The organism is Dinghuibacter sp., assembly GCF_035492835.1.
Lineage (GTDB): Bacteria > Bacteroidota > Bacteroidia > Chitinophagales > Chitinophagaceae > Dinghuibacter.
The window spans coordinates 1-15,529 of the sequence record NZ_DATJIY010000093.1 but is presented as its reverse complement, the minus strand read 5'-3'; the positions used below and the strand labels follow the sequence as shown (position 1 = coordinate 15,529).

Here is a 15,529-nt window from a genome sequence, read left to right as displayed (position 1 = left end):
TGTATCTTTGCGGGTATGCGGTGGGCGCTTCTTTTTCTCGCGTTATCCATGGGCGCATTGCGCGCCCCCCTGCCCCCGTTGGTCCCGCTGCCCGGCGGGCACTTCTCCTGGTCCGACGTGCGGACCCCGCTCGTAGTAGTCGTTTTCCTCGCGCCCGATTGTCCCTTCTGCCAACGCTATAGCGTCGCCCTCAACGCGCTCCAGACCCAATACCAGGGCGCCGTGACTTTCGTGGGCGTTTTTCCCGGCCGCGGATATACCGATCGCGACTATGCCGGATACCGCGATAAATACCATATCCGCTTCAGCCTGGCAAAAGACCCCGATAAGCTGCTCGCCCTGCGCCTGCATGCCGCCGTCACCCCCGAAGCCTTCCTGCTCGACGCCCGGCACGCCATCCTCTATCACGGCGCCATCGACGACATGGCCGCCGGTCTCGGCAAGACCCGCCTCCAGCCCACCCAGCCCTACCTCCAGCTGGCGATTGCCGACGCCCAGGCGGGGAGGCCGGTGGGGATTGACTATCGCGAGGCGGTGGGGTGTTGGATCAATTGATTTTCATGTTTTGAAGCCGATCAGGTTTCTGGGTGGCGGCGGTGGCGCTGTGAAGAGTTTTTTCAGATAAGTCAGGATCTGCTGGATCTCTTCATTGAGAACGCTGGATAGCATGGCCACGCCTTGTTCGGTAAAGGCATAGGGCATTGCCCGCCGCATACTAAAGTTTGCGGTCGCAATTTGCGACCGCAAACTGCGCAAGTCATTGTCTGTCAATTGAAACATCCCCGAACCAGGAATATCTTAAAACCATCCGTCGGAACCCGGGTCCGTTCCCGGGATGCAGGGATGCGGATGCTGAGCGGGAATAAAAAAACCTCCCACGGAGTGGGAGGTCTAGCGTACGAAAAAAACTAAGGTTTAATAAGGCAGGATATAGGTGTATGTCTTTCCGTTCGGGCGGGAGACGACGAGTTTATAGTAGTAGGTTCCGGTGCCGGGGCAGCCGGTGGGGTCACCGCCCGCGTCGAGGCCGTAGGTGATGGTGGAGGTCCAGTCGTCGGAACGGATCACCTGGTTCTGGCCACCGGTGAGGCGGAACTCGCAGCTTTGGGCGATGGTCTTGGGTTGGGTTATCAGCGATTCGAAGGTTACGCCAAAGCGGTTGGTTCCCCATTCGGCCACGTTGCTGTTGCCCAGGCTGTCGCTGTGGGTACCGGTGGTTGACAGGGAGACGCCGTCGTTATAGGTGAAGACGCGGCGCTTGGAGATGCTCCAGGTGCGTTGGTTACCGCTGGCGAAGGTGATCTGCATGTTGCCGCTGATGCTGTGTACGACCGAGTCGAGGCTGGGGAGGTCGACGAGCAGGCCGCCGCTGACATTGGTGTACGTCTTGGTGCCGTTGATGATCCACGTTTTGCCATCGCGGATACGCGTGATCGCCAGGTTGCTGATCTGGAGGGTGACAACGGCGCCGGCGTTTTTCCAGTAAACGTTGTCGGGGATGGAGATGGTGACGGTCCCGGTGCGGGTACGGTTGCCGGAGCAGTTGGAGCCGTTGTAGACGATGGTGATGGTCCGGGCGCCGTTGGTGTCCGCGTACGTAATGGTGGCGTCACAGATGCTGTTGTTGTCGATGATGTTGCCGCCGCCATCGGTTTGATTGACGCCCATCGTCGTCCGTACGGTGGTGGATCCCGGAGCGTTGAAACTGCTGCCGGATACGACCGTCTGGCCGTTCAGGGCCGTGTTGGCGTCGTTGTCCATGGCGTCTGATTCGTAGGAGACCTGGGATTCATCATCGGCCGCGGTTTGAAGATTGGCCGTAGTGCCAGCGTCTGTGCTGCTGGACCCGTTCATGTTGTTCTTGGTGCAGGCGGTGAAGGCAGCGCCCGCCATCATCAGAGCCATAACGCAACGGGTTAGGATAGTAGTTTTCATAATTTACCGTCTTTTTTGTTTTGTAAATAAGATGGTAAATGGGATGAATGGTTTAAAGGGACTGTTAAAGAAAGTTGTATTTAGCTGATTGTTAGAACCGTTTGGCGTAAGAAAGTTGGATTAATTCGCCGTATGGCAGGGCCGGCGCGCCTCCATCGGCGCCAAACCAGGGATTTCCCGAAACCTGCACGATCTGTATGTTTTGCGCGGGCATAAAACTTTGCGCGAGTAACAATAACCGTTGCCCTTTGTCGTTCTCCACGGCTTCGAGCACGATGAAGCAGTGGCCGGGCGAGCCCCCATGTATAAAGATATCCCCCGCCTGCAGGGTCCGCGCGTCTTTTACCGGCTGCAATTCTTTTTCCAGCGAGAGGGTACCGCAATACATAAATACAAGGCGCATGTACTGCATAAAAGTTTTATAGGTATAGTCGGGCGCGGCGGCGAGGACCCAGCGGCCCGCGCGAAAGCGATAGCCCTGCGCGTAGTGCAGATAGTCACACCGGAAACCACTGGTAAAAGTAAAGGCGATGTCCTTGTACCTCCTTTTATAATAGAGGTACTCCCCCCTCAGCCGCATGACCGCGTCGGCGCATTGCTGGAGGTCCTCAGAGCCCACGCTCATATCGACCACGGCCCCGGTATAGGGGTTGGTAGCCGCGATCGCGCCGCGGTAGGTACGCGTAGGCGTGCCCTTGGGTTTTAGCGGGAGCTCGCCCAGCCATTCCGAATAGCTGCCGGGTGTGACGACGCACCGGTGATACCCGGGGGGAGGGGGAAAACGGTCGATCACGCGGTCCGGGGGAAAACGGTCGATGACCCGGTCCGGCGGGAACATCGCGCACCAGAGAAGTAACAACCACATCATACGTGCTGCGCATTTTTTAGTCTTGCAAATCCGTTGAACGGCACGGGCAGGCCGTCCGCGGTGGTAAAGGAAGAAAAGTGCAGATGCGTCGGCGATCGCCGCGGATACGCATTAAAACCCGTGCGCCCCACCTCGGCGATCTTCTGGCCACGGCGGACAACGTCGCCGGGCGAGACAAGGATCGCTCGGTTGTGGGCGTAGTAGGTAATCAGGCCCGTCTGCGGGTGATACAACCAGATATATTTTCCGCCGCGGAGGGAACTATGGATGTCCCAGTGGTCGCGGCACGCGATGACGATCCCGTCGCTCACAGCCAGCACGTCCACGGGCGCGCCCGTCCGGTCGTCCATTTGGTCCTGGTCCTTGTCCCGTATAAAAATGTCGTGCGCGGGGTGCGCCAGGTGCCGGTTGCCGTCCAGGTAACGGTAGCCCTTGTCCGCGTAACCGTTACCGTTAGTGCCGCCGATCGCCGTATAGGTGTAACCCTTCAGGGGGAAGGTCCAGAGCGTATCCCGCGCGGCAGGGGCTGCCGCCCTTATTTCCGCGAGCAATTGCTTACACCGGCCGGCGGCGGTCGCCCTGGGGATGGTTCCATCGAGGATGGCGGTGTTCAGCGAATCGAAGCTGGCGCAGAGGCCCCGCAGGTCCGCGGGGACGTCCTGTGGCGCACCTGGCGTAAAAAGTAATAAAAGGATAACGATATAGTGCATGCAGTAAAATACGATTTCCGCCGTACATTGTATCATGGCTACTCCCTTCTTTGCCCCGCAGCTGGTCATCCCCAATGGCACCATGGAGCTGGACTTCTATCCAAAGGTATTCGGCGCACGCGAGCTCCGTCGCTTCAATAATGACGACGGCAGCATACACGTATCGGAGATGTCGATCGACGGCGCGCTTTTTCATTTCCACCAGGAATCAGTGGACGGGACCGCCTTTCCGCCCGCCAGACACGGAGGCGTTACGACCACACTGGGTTTGTTCGTGGAAGACGTGGACGCTGTCATGGCCGCCGCCGAATCCGCCGGCGCCGTTATTACCCATCCGGCCCAGGACTATGATTATGGGTACCGGCAGGGCTCTTTTGTCGATCCGCTGGGGTACCATTGGTTGATCGAGAAGGTTATAATGCTTTGATTGTGAATGTGAAACGGGCCATCACGCGCTGCGGTACGGGCACGAAAAAGCCCCTGTGGAAACAGGGGCCGCTTCACCAAAACTAACTGCTTATGAGAAAATTGACTGCTTTCGTTGTTTGACAATACAAATATACAACCGCCTCTGTTAAGGGTAATGTTAAAGCCGCAATATGAACAGGTTTTAACATAATGATTACCTAAACACCCATGACTTTCAAGGAATATACCCCTGCAAAGGCCCTCCAGCCCTATATCGAAGCCTACTGGATACGATGGTCCCGGTCGCAAACGACCGCCCGCAGGGTGTATGCGGATGGTTGCGCCGACCTCATGCGTAACGCGGGAGAGGCGACGGTTTTTTTCGCGCCGAAAGCCGATACGGGGGAGTCCATACCGTTGCGCCCGGGCGTCCTATACGTGGGCGGTACCATGAGCGCCTATGGCGTGGTCCGCGGTGGACCTTGTCGCGTGACGGGCGTTCGATTTCGCCCCGGCGGTTTGTTTGCCCTGTATCGCACACCGATGAAGGCCGCCGTGGACCGGTTGGTTGAATTCCGCGATCCCGCACTGGAAGCGGAATTGGCCGCCGAAGAAGGCTTGGCTGACAGGCTCGACGCCTATTTCGGTGCCAGGCCGCGTTTTGGTCACCGTGACTTCGGCGCCATCTACCAGCAGATACTGGACAGCCGTGGACAGTTGTCCGTGGAAGACCTCGCTTCGGCCTGTCACGTGAGCCGACGCACGCTGGAGCGCGTTTTTTTGGAATATACCGGCATTCCCGCCAAACAATACATCCGCATCGTCCGGTTCCGGCAGGTGCTCGAAAGGCTCCGGGAGGCGGGCAACCCGGAAAGCTTGCTAAGGATTGCCTACGACTTCGGCTATACGGATCACGCCCACCTGACCAACGAGTTCAAGCAGTATGCCGGCATCCTCCCCTCCGAATTGTCGCATTTCTACAAAACGGGTATATCCCGCGGACAATACTTTTGAACAAAAACATGAACCTTTTGTCAGCGGGGCTGCTGGCCGGCCTATTGGACGGGACCGCGGCCACCCTTTTGTTTGTCGCCCGGGGCAACCGCGAGCCCGCCCTGTTGTTCCGTTTTATTGCCAGCGCCGTCTTTGGCCGGCGCGCTTTTACCGCGGGACCGGTTATGGTGGCCGTCGGCGTACTCTTTCATATGCTGATTGCGCTGGCCTGGGTGTCCATCTACTATGTGCTGCGGTCTTTCATACCCTGGCTGGCGACCCGGCCGCTGTGGGGCGCAGCATTGTTCGGCCTGGTCGTCTGGGGGATCATGACCCTCGGGGTGGTACCGCTGTCGAGGGCGGCCAAACGGCCGTTTTCGTGGACATTTGCGCTGGTCAATGTGTTGATCCTGATCGTGTGCATCGGGTTACCCGCGGCATATTTTTTGCGCTAGCTTTAACCCATGAAACGCACAGGACAATACGCGCCGATCGACGACCTGCAGTTGTATTATGAGCTGCATGGCTCCGGACATCCTCTTGCCTTGCTACATGGCGGGGGCTCCAGCATGACGACGACCTATGGACGCATCCTCCCGCAACTGGCCCTGGGCCGATGCGTGATTGGCGTGGATGCGCAGGCCCATGGCCGCACGCGCGACAACGGACGCCCGTTGAGCTTTGAACGGGACGCGGACAACCTGGCGGCCCTGTTGGACGTATTGGGCATTGGAAAAACGGACCTGATGGGATTCAGCAACGGCGCGACCACCGCCCTCCATTTCGCCATCCGGCATCCGGGCCGTTTGGGCAAGCTCGTGATCGCTTCCGGGTTGTCGCGCATGGACGGGATACCGCCCGGCTTTTTCGAAGGTTTTGACCACGCGGTGCTGGACCATATGCCACAACCGCTACGGGACGGGTTTATGGCGGACAACGAGGACGATCCCGATGCCGCCGGCCGGTTGCAGGTCATGTTTGACCGGGATGTGGAACGGATGAAGCATTTCCGGGACATCGACGACGATAAAATAACCACCATACAAGCGCCTGCCTTGATCCTCCATGCGGACCGGGACATCGTCCTGGTGGAGCACGCGGTCAGGCTTTTCAGGCTGATGGCGCATGCGCGGCTCGCCGTTTTGCCCGGAGGGCATGAGGACTACCTGGGCGGTTCCCTGGCGGTCGATCCCGGCAGGACGTTACCCGATTTGGTGGTAACTTTGATCCAGGAATTCCTTGACGCATGACAGACGCGCTCGCCGCCTTCAATACCACGCTACAGCAATGGATCGACTGTCTCGACGGCTACACGCCGGAGACGCTGCGCCGCGCCCCGGCGCCGGGGGAATGGAGTATCGGACAGGTTTATACCCATTTGATCGCGGATACGGGCTTCTTTGCCTCAGAGATGTGGCGGTGTCTGTCGGGGGAGGGGGCCGCGTCGGGCGATATGCATCCCATGGCGCAGCGGATGTTCGTGGTGGGGTCTTTTCCCGACACCCGCCTCGAAGGGCCGTCAACGGGCGTTTTCGTACCACAGCCCGACTCGATCGCCGAGGTGCGGGAACAGCTGCTGTCGATCCGGGCAACCGTGAATGCCCTGGATTTCACCCAGCCGTCCGGCAAAACCGAGCACCCGGGATTTGCCTTTTTTTCCGCCCTGGACTGGCTCCGTTTCGCGGAAATGCACATGCGGCATCATTTCCGCCAGAAAAAACGCATCGATGCCGTGATTTTCGGTTGACCCGATACACCAATGGGGACAGATGGCACAGGCGTTCCTCGATACCATAGAAAAGCATAAAGGTCTGCTGTACAAGGTAGCCGGTTTATATACCGACAACCGCCATGACCGGGAGGACCTGTACCAGGAAATCCTGTACCGGTTATGGAAGTCCTTCGATACGTTTGAAGGGCGATCCAGCATCGGCACCTGGATGTACCGGGTCGCCATGAATACCTCCATCTATTTTGTCAAACAGCAACAACGCCGGCCGAAGATCACCGCCCTGCCACCGGAGACCCTGGCTTACGAGGAAGACGCTGCCGTCGAAGAGCGTTTTGCCTTGATGCACCAGCACATCGGGCGGCTGGGTCTGCTGGATAAAGGCATCGTCATGCTCTATTTCGAAGGGAAATCCTACGAAGAGATCGCCGCCATCGTGGGCATTTCCCCCAGCAATGTGGGCACCCGTTTGTCCCGCATCAGGGACAAGTTAAAAAAGCAGGTATGGACTTAGATGAATTAAAAACGAACTGGACCTCGCTGGACACGCCGCTCCCGCCGGTCAATCGCCCCCGGAGGAGGGTGCAGCGCATCGTTCGCTTCGAGCGCTTCGGCGCCGTGGGGTGCCTGGCGATCGTAGTGTTCGTGCTGGTCCGCTTTGGCGGTCTGGACAGTCCGCTACTGCGGATATGCGGCGTCCTTTCGGTGGCTTGTCTTGTGGCGGTGTCCTGCATATCCTGGATAAGCCTCCGGGGATTCGACTTCGAAGCGCCCCACGCGCAGGCCCTTCAGGCTTTTTCGGCGGCCAGGGCCCGTTTCCGGAAGCTGCAAAAGGTCAACATAGCGCTGGCAATGGTCTTTATAACCGTTTTCCTCCCGGTGACGCTCCGTTTGATCGCCAACAAGGATATCGCCCAACAACGCGCCTACCTGCCCTGGATGGTCCCCCTTTACCTGGTCCTGCAATTCGCCGTTTCCCGGCGGTTGTTTGTCCACTATAACGCGTCGCTGCGGAGGGCGGAGGAGGAAATGAGCGAGATGGGGGAAGATTGAGCCATCTCCCGGAACCCGATCATCTGTTGGGTTTCCGGGTCCCAGACCTTCAGCCGGAGACATCCCCATATATCCTTCCATTTCAGCGAGGTCGTTTTGGCCTGCTGCAGCTCGGGGATTTCACGCATCGCCCGGGGCAGCGCATAAAAGGGTATCCGGCAATTCAGGTGGTGTATGTGGTGATAACCGATATTACCCGTGCACCATTGCATAAACGGGTTCATCTTCATGTAGCTGGAGGACTCCAGGGCGGCGCCTTCGTAGGTCCACCCGCAACGGTCCTTGAATACGACACCCGGGAAATTGTGCTGGGCATAAAAAAGGTAGGCGCCCATGGCGTGCCCGATAAAAAAGGGAATAAAAACGCTGAGTAGCCAACCCACGGGACCCAGGAAATACCAGGCGCACACGGTTATGCCCGCGTGGAGGAGCAGGGCGGCCAGCGAGTCGGCGTGTTTCTTCGGATTGCACAGGAAGGACCGCATACACATCCCCCAGATGAACATGCTGAAGTAACCAAAAAGGATCGTCAGCGGATGACGGATCACCAGATAGCCCAGCCGTTCCCTGGAGGTCATCGAAAGGAACCGGGACTTGGTGACTATGGGAAAAGAGCCGATATCGGCGCTAAACAGTTTCGAGTTGTGTTGATGGTGGTGGTCGTGGGATCGTTTCCAGATGCTGGGCGGCGTCAGGATGTAAATGCCGAAAACGGTCATGATGACGTCGGCGGCCTTGTTGTTCCTCAGGATCGCGTGGTGTTGGAAGTCGTGGAAGATGATAAAAAAACGGATGACCAACAGGCCCGACAGGATGCTTGAGACGATCCGGAGCGCCAGGAGTGGGGCAAAAACGGTGCCCGACAGGGCGATCAGCAGCAGTGACAGCGTGACCAGCGTATGGCCCCAACTGCTGCGTGGGCACTCCTTGGCGTACTTTTTCGTGGCGAGGATAAGTTCTTTACCGTTTAACATGATCGTTGGATATGGGGTTGAATATTGGATTATACGGGTTGGGGTTGGGGTCGGGTGTGTTTCCAGCGCCTATGGGACCACAGCCAGTATTCCGGGCTGGCTATGATGTCCTTTTCCAGTCGCCGGGTATGCAGCTCTGTTATCTCGCCCTCCATCAGCCCGGCCGGCGCTTCTACCAGCCGTTCGGCCTGGATGGTGTAATAGCCGCGCCGGACCCGTTTGACGACGGCGTATACGATGGGGTAGTTCAGTTTGCGGGCGATCAACTCCGCGCCCGTGAACACCGGCGTATCCTGGTTCAGGAAGGTCATCCAGTGGGCCTTTTGTGGCTGAGGCGTCTGGTCGGCTATAAAGGCGGTTGCCGTGAGCGTGCCCTTTTGCCGGACCATCGTTTTGAAGGTATCGTTCATGCTGATAAGACCCGATCCGAAACGCGTCCGGATGTGGTACATCAACCGGTCAAAAGCTGGGCTGCTCAACGGGTGATAGATGACGGACAGGGGTTGTGGGCATAAAAGGCTGAAGGTGTTCCCCGCCCATTCCCAATTCCCGTAGTGACCCAGGATCAGGATCGCGCTCTGATCCCGCGCCGCCAGGTCATGGAACAAGGTCAGCGCTTCGGGATCCATGCTGCAATGGCGTAGCATCGATTGGGGGGAAATGCTCAATGTTTTGAAGGTCTCCAGGAACAGGTCGCACAGGTGACGGTAGAACCCCCGGGCCAGCTTGTCGATCGCGGCGGAGTCCTCGTCGGGGAAGGCATTTTTCAGGTTTTTGTAAATTACAGCCTTCCGGTAGCGGAATACCCGGTAGAGCAGGAAGCAAACGAGGTCGGATAACCCGTACAAAAGGGGGAATGGCAACAGCGAAAGGCCGTATAATACGCCGTACAAGCAACCATATGTCAGACGCTCCAACTGTTTGTGACCGGGCATGGGTTAATCTCGGATAAAGAATCTCCAATCGCCTTTTCGGCGACTGACACAGGTTTGCTGAAAATGTATAGGTGGGACCGAGGGAAAGGTAGGTAAAATTATCAATATGTCAATAACTAAAGAAGCGGAACTGATCGGGATGCAGAAGGCCAGCGAGGCCGTGGCCCATACTTTGCGGGAAATGAGGGACTTTGCCCGGCCAGGTATGACGACAAAGCAATTGGACGACCATGGGGCGAAAACCCTCATGGATTTCGGTGCAAAATCCGCACCCTACCTGGCCTATGGTTTTCCGGGCTGGACCTGTATAAGCGTAAACAATGAATTTTGTCACGGAATCCCGTCCGATAAAAGGATACTGAAGGAAGGCGATTTGGTCAATATAGACGTTTCGGCGGAACTAGATGGCTTTTGGTCGGACAATGGCAACTCGTTTGTGCTGGGAGAAGACGTCAATGGACATCAAAAGCTCGTGGATGCGTCAAAACAGATTTTGTACAAGGCGATCCATAGTATAAAGGGGGGTGTTCGCCTGTCGGATATCGGATATTTAATCGAAACGGAAGCGAAAAGGCATGGTTACAAAGTGATCAAAAACCTGACGGGACACGGTATCGGCCGAAGCCTCCACGAAGAACCCGGCGACATAGCGAATTACCGGGACCGGTCCAACCTTACCAGGTTCAGGAAGAACTCCGTCGTTGCCATCGAAACATTTATTTCAACCACTTCGACGTATGCTGAAACCCTGGGTGATGGCTGGACGATGGTCGGAAACAGGGGTGGTTTTATGGCGCAGCACGAACACACCATCGTGGTCACCGATAGGGAACCGATTATTTTGACCGGGATGAACGGGGTTTGGAATTGAGGTGATATTTGTATAGTTTCGACTAAATCTAATTGCGTTGCTAAGTGTAAAAGAATTAAAGGATGGTGACGGCATTTACTTCAAAAGAGTATTTGACCAATACCACCAAAAACTTTATTTCTTTATCCTGAACAAAACGAAATCCGAATATATCGCGGAAGAGGTAGTGCAGATGGCATTTGCCAAGCTTTGGCAAAGCCGCCAGACCCTCCAGGAGGAGTACGCCATCTCCACCCAGCTGTTCAGGATCGCGACCACGATACTCATCGATTTTTTACGGAAGTACAACAATAAGGATGCGGTGACAGCCCGTCTCGATGGCCTGGATATTGACGCCGGGATCGACAGCACGACGGAGAAAATGAGCGGGGCCGAATTGCAAAAAAGGATATGGGAGGCCGTCAAGGAACTGCCCCCCGTCAGGAAGCAGGTATTCGAGATGAGCCGGGAACAGGGCATGTCCTACCGGGAAATTGCGGAAACATTGTCGGTTTCCTCCAAAACGGTGGAAACGCATATTTATAAGGCGCTGAAGCAGATAAAAAAATATATAGTTTGATAACGGAGGAAATTATAGCGAATTTTTTTGAGGGGAAGTGTGACGCCCGGGAGGCGGCCATGGTGCACGAATGGCTCAGGGAAAACCCGGCTAAGCTGAAAGAATACATGGGTGTGGAAGAATGGGAGGACTTTCAGCCGGCTCGCGTTTTATCGTCCGATATTTCCGGCAAATTATGGAATGGCATAAGCAAAACCCGACCCGTATCTCATCTCAGGCTTAGGTGGGCCGCGGTGGCGGCATCGGTTGTATTGGTTCTGGGGCTGTCCTGGATTCTTGTCGCAAAAAACCAGAAGGCCGTCGCAAAGGGTATCGTCAATACTACGCATCAGAAGATGACGCTGGCGCTGAGCGATGGGTCCACTGTGGAGCTGATGCCTAACAGTATGCTCACATATCCCGAAAATTTCAACGCCGTGAGCAGGGACGTGACATTGAACGGCGAAGCCATTTTTGACGTAGCGAAAGACGCGGACAAACCCTTTTTGGTACATAGCGACAGTCTCCTGATAACCGTTTTAGGCACTCGTTTCACGGTAAAATCCTATGACGCGGGCAACGCCACGAAGGTGATCCTGCACGAGGGGAGCGTAATGGTGAAGAGCTCCCAAAAGGAATATTATCTCACCCCCGGGGACATTTTTGTTTTCAAGCAAGCGTCTCGTGGCGTCAAGGCAGTAGGTATTCCCCTCCCGAACGACACGGCTTCGGGGCGCATTTTACACCTCGAGAAGGATAAAGACGGCGGCTATGTGTTCAATGACTACCCCCTCGATGTGGTATTCGACCAGCTGCAGATCATTTACCATACGAAAATCACCTATAATAAGGAGGGGCTTGGCAATAGGACGTTTATAGGCAGAACGGATACCAGGGATTCCCTCTCCCATATACTCAAAAGCATAGCGCTCCTTAATAATTTCAGCATGGAGCGGCAAGGCGATGGATTTGTTATAGGCAACTAGGCCCCTTTTGTTAAGTTAATATTACGGGTAAGGGCACCGCCCGGGTGTTGCGTATAATAGAGTATGATCAACCCCAACACCAAAACCCGAACGATCCTGTCTGTCTTATTGTTGGCCATCTGCCTGATTGCCAATGCGCAAAACACCAATACCATCAAGGGGCAGGTGAATGACGAGAGCGGACAGCCGATTGCCGGTGCCTCCGTCTATGCAAAAAACCAAAGTACCGGTCAGACGTCAGCCACACAAACGGATTCCTTAGGCATCTTTACGTATCGCAATCTACCCGCGGGCGGACCGTATTCGTTTGTGATTTCGCATGTGGGCTTTCAAACCCAAACCATATCCGGGTATACTATAAAGGCCGACGCGGACATATCCCTCCTGATTAAATTGAAAGCGGTCGAGAACGGTCTGAATGAAATCATCGTTACCGGCCGCGCCGGCGCCTTGAATCGTACCAAGCTTCAGACAAGCTATTCGGTTACCAGCATCGGGTATAATGCCCTTAGCCTGCAGGCGCCCACCAGCGTCACCGAGTCTTTAAAATCGGTGCCGGGTTTCTGGGTCGAAGCGACCGGGGGCGAAGCGAGCGGTAATATAAGGGCGAGGGGTGTTCCCGTGGATGGCTTTGGGTCGATCCAATTGCTGGAAGACGGCGTTCCCGTTCAACACGACCCGGCCCTGGGCTACCTGAATGCGGACCAGGCGTTCCGTTTTGACGAGACCATCCAGTCCATTGAAGTCGTGCGTGGGGGACCCTCTTCGGTCTTTTATTCCAACGCGCCGGCGGGAGCGGTAAACTTTATTCCCCGTGCAGTGGGCGAGAAAACAGAGGGTATCTTCAAGCTGAGCCTGGGCGGTGATAACCTGTTACGCGAAGACGTCTGGCTGGGCGCGCCCCTCGGCGACGGATGGAAGGTCTCGACCGGCGGTTTTTTTCGTACCGAGTCCGGCGTGCGGGACCCCGGTTTTACCGGTAACCATGGCGGGCAGATCCGGGTAAACGTCGGCAAAAGCTGGGAAAAATCGTCCTTTAGCGTTGATTTCAAGCAAATGAATGACAATGTGGTGTTCTACACGGACATGCCCATGACCTATAACAGCAAAGGGAAGATCGTGGCGGTGTCCGGTTTCGATGGCCACTACGGCGCCATAGCCGGCCCTGAAACGGAAAGGATGAACATGATCCAGGGGGACAGCACGCAGTACCATTTTGACAATACGCTCGGGACGTCCGTGAACCGGAGCCAGGTAACGATCAAATTCCAAACCGAATTCGCGGACAATTGGATTTTGAAGAATTCGCTTCGGTTCGATAACATGCAAACCCAGCGTAACGGCGTCTATGCGCTTAACCTGCTGACCGCCGATTCCTTTTATAAGGCCCAGTCCGCCCTATTGCTGCAGGCGCCGGGCGCACAGCAATTGGGGTTCCAGTACGCAACGTCAGGAACGACCTTTAACAATGCCGGCCAGAACGGGAACGGCATGGTTATCCAGGGCGGGTTGAGGGGCATCACCATGCCCATGACGGAAATTATAAACGACCTCCATCTTTCTCACGTTTTTGTGGCGGGCTCTACGAAGCACGACTTTAACCTGGGATACTATTACGCTCACTTCAATCAAAACTTCAGCCGGTTTTCTTCGAAGGTGTACATGGACGTACAAAACAATTCGAGACTGTTGAATATCGTGGCCACGGACGGCAGCGGGAATGTCGTAAAGACATTTTCGAATAACGGGGTATCCCAATATGGTTATGAATGGGCCGACGCCAATGGCGAACAGACGACCAACGCGCTCTATGCCAGCGACGAGTGGCAGATAACGCACGCTTTCCGTCTCGATGGCGGTTTGCGGTATGAAAGCGCGCAGACGGATGGCGTCGTGGAGCAATCCAAGACCGTGAACCTGGGGACTTATGCCACCTCCGCCATATCGACCGGTACGGGGGTATGGCAGGGCTATAACAAGCATTGGAACTACACGACCTGGACGGTGGGGGCGGACTACCAGCTGTCGGACGATATGGGTCTTTTTGGCCGATACACCTCCGCGGCGCGCATTCCCGGATTCGGCACTTACTACACCAACGTCAGCGCGACAGCCGTTATCCAGACGATGGGGCTCGGCGAGCTTGGCTTCAAATACGCCCGCAGGCTCTTTTCATTTTATGGCACCGGGTTCTGGACAAAGTACAACAACGTCGGTTTCACCAATGAAGTCAGCACCCTGAACGGATTCACCCAGGTGAACGCCTACGCGAATACCAAGACCTATGGTCTCGAGCTCGAGGGCAGCCTGTACCCGGTAAAGTGGTTCGACATAACCGCGATAGCCACCTTGCAGCATGGCGTATATGAGGGACTCGTCGCGGAGACCGTCACCGGCGGCGCCCTGACGCAGGCATACAATTACGATGGAAACCGCCTGATCAGGGTACCCCGCGCGTCGTTCAGGGTCGTGCCCGGGTTCAACCTCTTCGGCGACCGTCTTCGGTTGCAATCCGCGATAGAATACGAAGGCAAGCGTTACACCGACGTCGCCAACTCGCAAATCCTTCCCGCCTATACAAAGGTCGACGTGGACGCCCAGGTAAAGCTTACGCGTGAAATCTCCATTTTCGGGGTGATCGACAACCTGACCAATTCCCTGGGTCTTACGGAGGGCAACCCGCGACAGGGCGAGATCCAAAGCGCCGCCGCCGGGCAATACATATTTTTGGCGAGGCCGCTGCTGGGGAGGAGCTTTAAGATTTCGTTCCGGTATAAGTTCTAGTTTCAAGGAATTGATTGGTAGATTTGGCAGCAAATGGCAGATTTACCCCAGGCTGAGCATCATATTCACTATGTCACGAATTTTCAAGACCTTGCTGCTACGCCATTTAGTGGAATAGTTAATGCGATTTGTTGGACTCGTGACCTTATAGGTGATTTTTCTGAGATCACTAAAAAGGTAGAGCTAACCGGAAATATAACGGTAGTTGATCAGGAGGAGCTTTGTCAACTTCGATTAAGTGAGCAAGGGCAACTTGCCCGTGAAATCCTTTTACATGACTTGAAGGCATTGAAAGCTCATGGCGCATCGCCCATCCTCAATGTGATCAAGCGCTATGACCAGGATGACGCTTACCCGTTTTTCCCAACCGATGTTTATTCATTTCATGTAGATCGCTCACCGATACCGACAGACACCTTTTTATGCACTTATTATGGCGAGTCGAGTGAAATATTGCCAAATTCACACGGGAAAAAGAAAGTGCTTATCCCAGAAATACGGGATGAACTTAAGAAACTATATCGCGGAGCAGAGGAAGGTTTTGAATCGTTCTTAAGTGAACATTTCTTTGACCTGCACTATCAGGCTGAACCTGACGCACCTATAATAAGCCTGGGCATTGGTCACTTATGGAAGCTGGCAGTTGATCATCCTGAAAGTCAGGTCCCTCCGTGTCTTCACCGTGCGCCGAGGGAGAAATTTGGGCGGAATAGGTTGTTGTTGATTTGTTGAAGAGGCCGGTGGG

19 protein-coding genes are annotated in these 15,529 nt (G+C 55.6%); 13 read left to right on the top strand and 6 right to left on the bottom strand.

The window, feature by feature from the left end; all coding sequences use genetic code 11:
- The first annotated feature begins 15 nt into the window (after positions 1-15).
- The gene (locus tag VL547_RS08700; protein WP_325577266.1) at positions 16-555 is read left to right on the top strand and encodes a redoxin domain-containing protein; all 540 of its coding nucleotides are present in this window, start codon (positions 16-18) and stop codon (positions 553-555) included.
- Between the two features lie 3 nt (positions 556-558).
- Here the strand turns inward: VL547_RS08700 and VL547_RS08695 are convergent, their stop codons facing one another.
- From VL547_RS08695 to VL547_RS08680, 4 genes are all read right to left on the bottom strand, one after another.
- A complete protein-coding gene (locus VL547_RS08695) occupies positions 559-780 on the bottom strand; it encodes an ORF6N domain-containing protein (protein ID WP_325577265.1) in 222 nt (73 codons plus the stop codon).
- Positions 781-915: 135 nt separating this feature from the next.
- Positions 916-1,935, bottom strand: coding sequence for a hypothetical protein (locus VL547_RS08690; RefSeq protein WP_325577264.1), 1,020 nt, complete (start codon positions 1,933-1,935; stop codon positions 916-918).
- 91 nt (positions 1,936-2,026) lie between these two features.
- Complete coding sequence (locus tag VL547_RS08685) at positions 2,027-2,803, bottom strand: DUF4846 domain-containing protein (RefSeq protein WP_325577263.1); 777 nt, start codon at positions 2,801-2,803, stop codon at positions 2,027-2,029.
- Positions 2,800-3,513 (bottom strand): M23 family metallopeptidase, encoded by a 714-nt coding sequence (locus VL547_RS08680; RefSeq protein ID WP_325577262.1) that lies wholly within the window; start codon positions 3,511-3,513, stop codon positions 2,800-2,802. The genes VL547_RS08685 and VL547_RS08680 overlap by 4 nt, the downstream gene beginning before the upstream one ends.
- A gap of 34 nt (positions 3,514-3,547) precedes the next feature.
- On the opposite strand from VL547_RS08680, the gene VL547_RS08675 reads away from it, so the two are divergent.
- The 7 genes from VL547_RS08675 (at position 3,548) to VL547_RS08645 (ending at position 7,696) form a co-directional block, all read left to right on the top strand.
- A complete protein-coding gene (locus VL547_RS08675) occupies positions 3,548-3,940 on the top strand; it encodes a VOC family protein (protein ID WP_325577261.1) in 393 nt (130 codons plus the stop codon).
- A 209-nt stretch (positions 3,941-4,149) separates the two neighbouring features.
- Positions 4,150-4,935, top strand: coding sequence for a helix-turn-helix transcriptional regulator (locus tag VL547_RS08670; RefSeq protein WP_325577260.1), 786 nt, complete (start codon positions 4,150-4,152; stop codon positions 4,933-4,935).
- An 8-nt stretch (positions 4,936-4,943) separates the two neighbouring features.
- Positions 4,944-5,369: a hypothetical protein gene (locus VL547_RS08665; RefSeq protein ID WP_325577259.1), complete on the top strand. Its 426-nt coding sequence runs from the start codon at positions 4,944-4,946 to the stop codon at positions 5,367-5,369.
- Between the two features lie 9 nt (positions 5,370-5,378).
- Positions 5,379-6,164, top strand: coding sequence for an alpha/beta hydrolase (locus VL547_RS08660; protein WP_325577258.1), 786 nt, complete (start codon positions 5,379-5,381; stop codon positions 6,162-6,164).
- On the top strand, positions 6,161-6,661 hold the full coding sequence (locus VL547_RS08655; protein ID WP_325577257.1) for a DinB family protein: 501 nt from the start codon (positions 6,161-6,163) through the stop codon (positions 6,659-6,661). Before VL547_RS08660 ends, VL547_RS08655 begins: the two co-directional genes overlap by 4 nt.
- Positions 6,662-6,683: 22 nt before the next feature.
- Positions 6,684-7,157 carry a sigma-70 family RNA polymerase sigma factor gene (locus VL547_RS08650; protein WP_325577256.1) on the top strand — a complete coding sequence of 158 codons (474 nt, stop codon included), beginning with the start codon at positions 6,684-6,686 and terminating at the stop codon, positions 7,155-7,157.
- Complete coding sequence (locus VL547_RS08645) at positions 7,148-7,696, top strand: hypothetical protein (RefSeq protein ID WP_325577255.1); 549 nt, start codon at positions 7,148-7,150, stop codon at positions 7,694-7,696. Before VL547_RS08650 ends, VL547_RS08645 begins: the two co-directional genes overlap by 10 nt.
- Here the strand turns inward: VL547_RS08645 and VL547_RS08640 are convergent.
- Positions 7,639-8,670: a fatty acid desaturase family protein gene (locus VL547_RS08640; protein ID WP_325577254.1), complete on the bottom strand. Its 1,032-nt coding sequence runs from the start codon at positions 8,668-8,670 to the stop codon at positions 7,639-7,641. The genes VL547_RS08645 and VL547_RS08640 overlap by 58 nt on opposite strands.
- A gap of 29 nt (positions 8,671-8,699) precedes the next feature.
- A complete protein-coding gene (locus tag VL547_RS08635; RefSeq protein WP_325577253.1) occupies positions 8,700-9,605 on the bottom strand; it encodes a lysophospholipid acyltransferase family protein in 906 nt (301 codons plus the stop codon).
- Positions 9,606-9,711: 106 nt separating this feature from the next.
- On the opposite strand from VL547_RS08635, the gene map reads away from it, so the two are divergent.
- From map to VL547_RS08610, 5 genes are all read left to right on the top strand, one after another.
- Positions 9,712-10,476 carry a type I methionyl aminopeptidase gene (map, locus tag VL547_RS08630; protein ID WP_325577252.1) on the top strand — a complete coding sequence of 255 codons (765 nt, stop codon included), beginning with the start codon at positions 9,712-9,714 and terminating at the stop codon, positions 10,474-10,476.
- Between the two features lie 37 nt (positions 10,477-10,513).
- On the top strand, positions 10,514-11,035 hold the full coding sequence (locus VL547_RS08625; protein ID WP_325577251.1) for an RNA polymerase sigma-70 factor: 522 nt from the start codon (positions 10,514-10,516) through the stop codon (positions 11,033-11,035).
- Positions 11,032-12,000: a FecR family protein gene (locus VL547_RS08620; protein ID WP_325577250.1), complete on the top strand. Its 969-nt coding sequence runs from the start codon at positions 11,032-11,034 to the stop codon at positions 11,998-12,000. Before VL547_RS08625 ends, VL547_RS08620 begins: the two co-directional genes overlap by 4 nt.
- 63 nt (positions 12,001-12,063) lie before the next feature.
- A complete protein-coding gene (locus tag VL547_RS08615; protein ID WP_325577249.1) occupies positions 12,064-14,784 on the top strand; it encodes a TonB-dependent receptor in 2,721 nt (906 codons plus the stop codon).
- A 33-nt stretch (positions 14,785-14,817) separates the two neighbouring features.
- Complete coding sequence (locus VL547_RS08610; RefSeq protein WP_325577248.1) at positions 14,818-15,516, top strand: hypothetical protein; 699 nt, start codon at positions 14,818-14,820, stop codon at positions 15,514-15,516.
- Positions 15,517-15,529: the final 13 nt, after the last annotated feature.

Coding starts and splice junctions, on each gene's coding strand:
- VL547_RS08685 (WP_325577263.1), bottom strand. CDS start 2,803: ATGATGTGGTTGTTACTTCTCTGGTGCGCGATGTTCCCGCCGGACCGG.
- VL547_RS08690 (WP_325577264.1), bottom strand. CDS start 1,935: ATGAAAACTACTATCCTAACCCGTTGCGTTATGGCTCTGATGATGGCG.
- VL547_RS08670 (WP_325577260.1), top strand. CDS start 4,150: ATGACTTTCAAGGAATATACCCCTGCAAAGGCCCTCCAGCCCTATATC.
- VL547_RS08700 (WP_325577266.1), top strand. CDS start 16: ATGCGGTGGGCGCTTCTTTTTCTCGCGTTATCCATGGGCGCATTGCGC.
- VL547_RS08660 (WP_325577258.1), top strand. CDS start 5,379: ATGAAACGCACAGGACAATACGCGCCGATCGACGACCTGCAGTTGTAT.
- VL547_RS08635 (WP_325577253.1), bottom strand. CDS start 9,605: ATGCCCGGTCACAAACAGTTGGAGCGTCTGACATATGGTTGCTTGTAC.
- VL547_RS08610 (WP_325577248.1), top strand. CDS start 14,818: ATGGCAGATTTACCCCAGGCTGAGCATCATATTCACTATGTCACGAAT.
- VL547_RS08615 (WP_325577249.1), top strand. CDS start 12,064: ATGATCAACCCCAACACCAAAACCCGAACGATCCTGTCTGTCTTATTG.
- VL547_RS08675 (WP_325577261.1), top strand. CDS start 3,548: ATGGCTACTCCCTTCTTTGCCCCGCAGCTGGTCATCCCCAATGGCACC.
- VL547_RS08645 (WP_325577255.1), top strand. CDS start 7,148: ATGGACTTAGATGAATTAAAAACGAACTGGACCTCGCTGGACACGCCG.
- VL547_RS08640 (WP_325577254.1), bottom strand. CDS start 8,670: ATGTTAAACGGTAAAGAACTTATCCTCGCCACGAAAAAGTACGCCAAG.
- map (WP_325577252.1), top strand. CDS start 9,712: ATGTCAATAACTAAAGAAGCGGAACTGATCGGGATGCAGAAGGCCAGC.
- VL547_RS08695 (WP_325577265.1), bottom strand. CDS start 780: ATGTTTCAATTGACAGACAATGACTTGCGCAGTTTGCGGTCGCAAATT.
- VL547_RS08655 (WP_325577257.1), top strand. CDS start 6,161: ATGACAGACGCGCTCGCCGCCTTCAATACCACGCTACAGCAATGGATC.
- VL547_RS08650 (WP_325577256.1), top strand. CDS start 6,684: ATGGCACAGGCGTTCCTCGATACCATAGAAAAGCATAAAGGTCTGCTG.
- VL547_RS08665 (WP_325577259.1), top strand. CDS start 4,944: ATGAACCTTTTGTCAGCGGGGCTGCTGGCCGGCCTATTGGACGGGACC.
- VL547_RS08680 (WP_325577262.1), bottom strand. CDS start 3,513: ATGCACTATATCGTTATCCTTTTATTACTTTTTACGCCAGGTGCGCCA.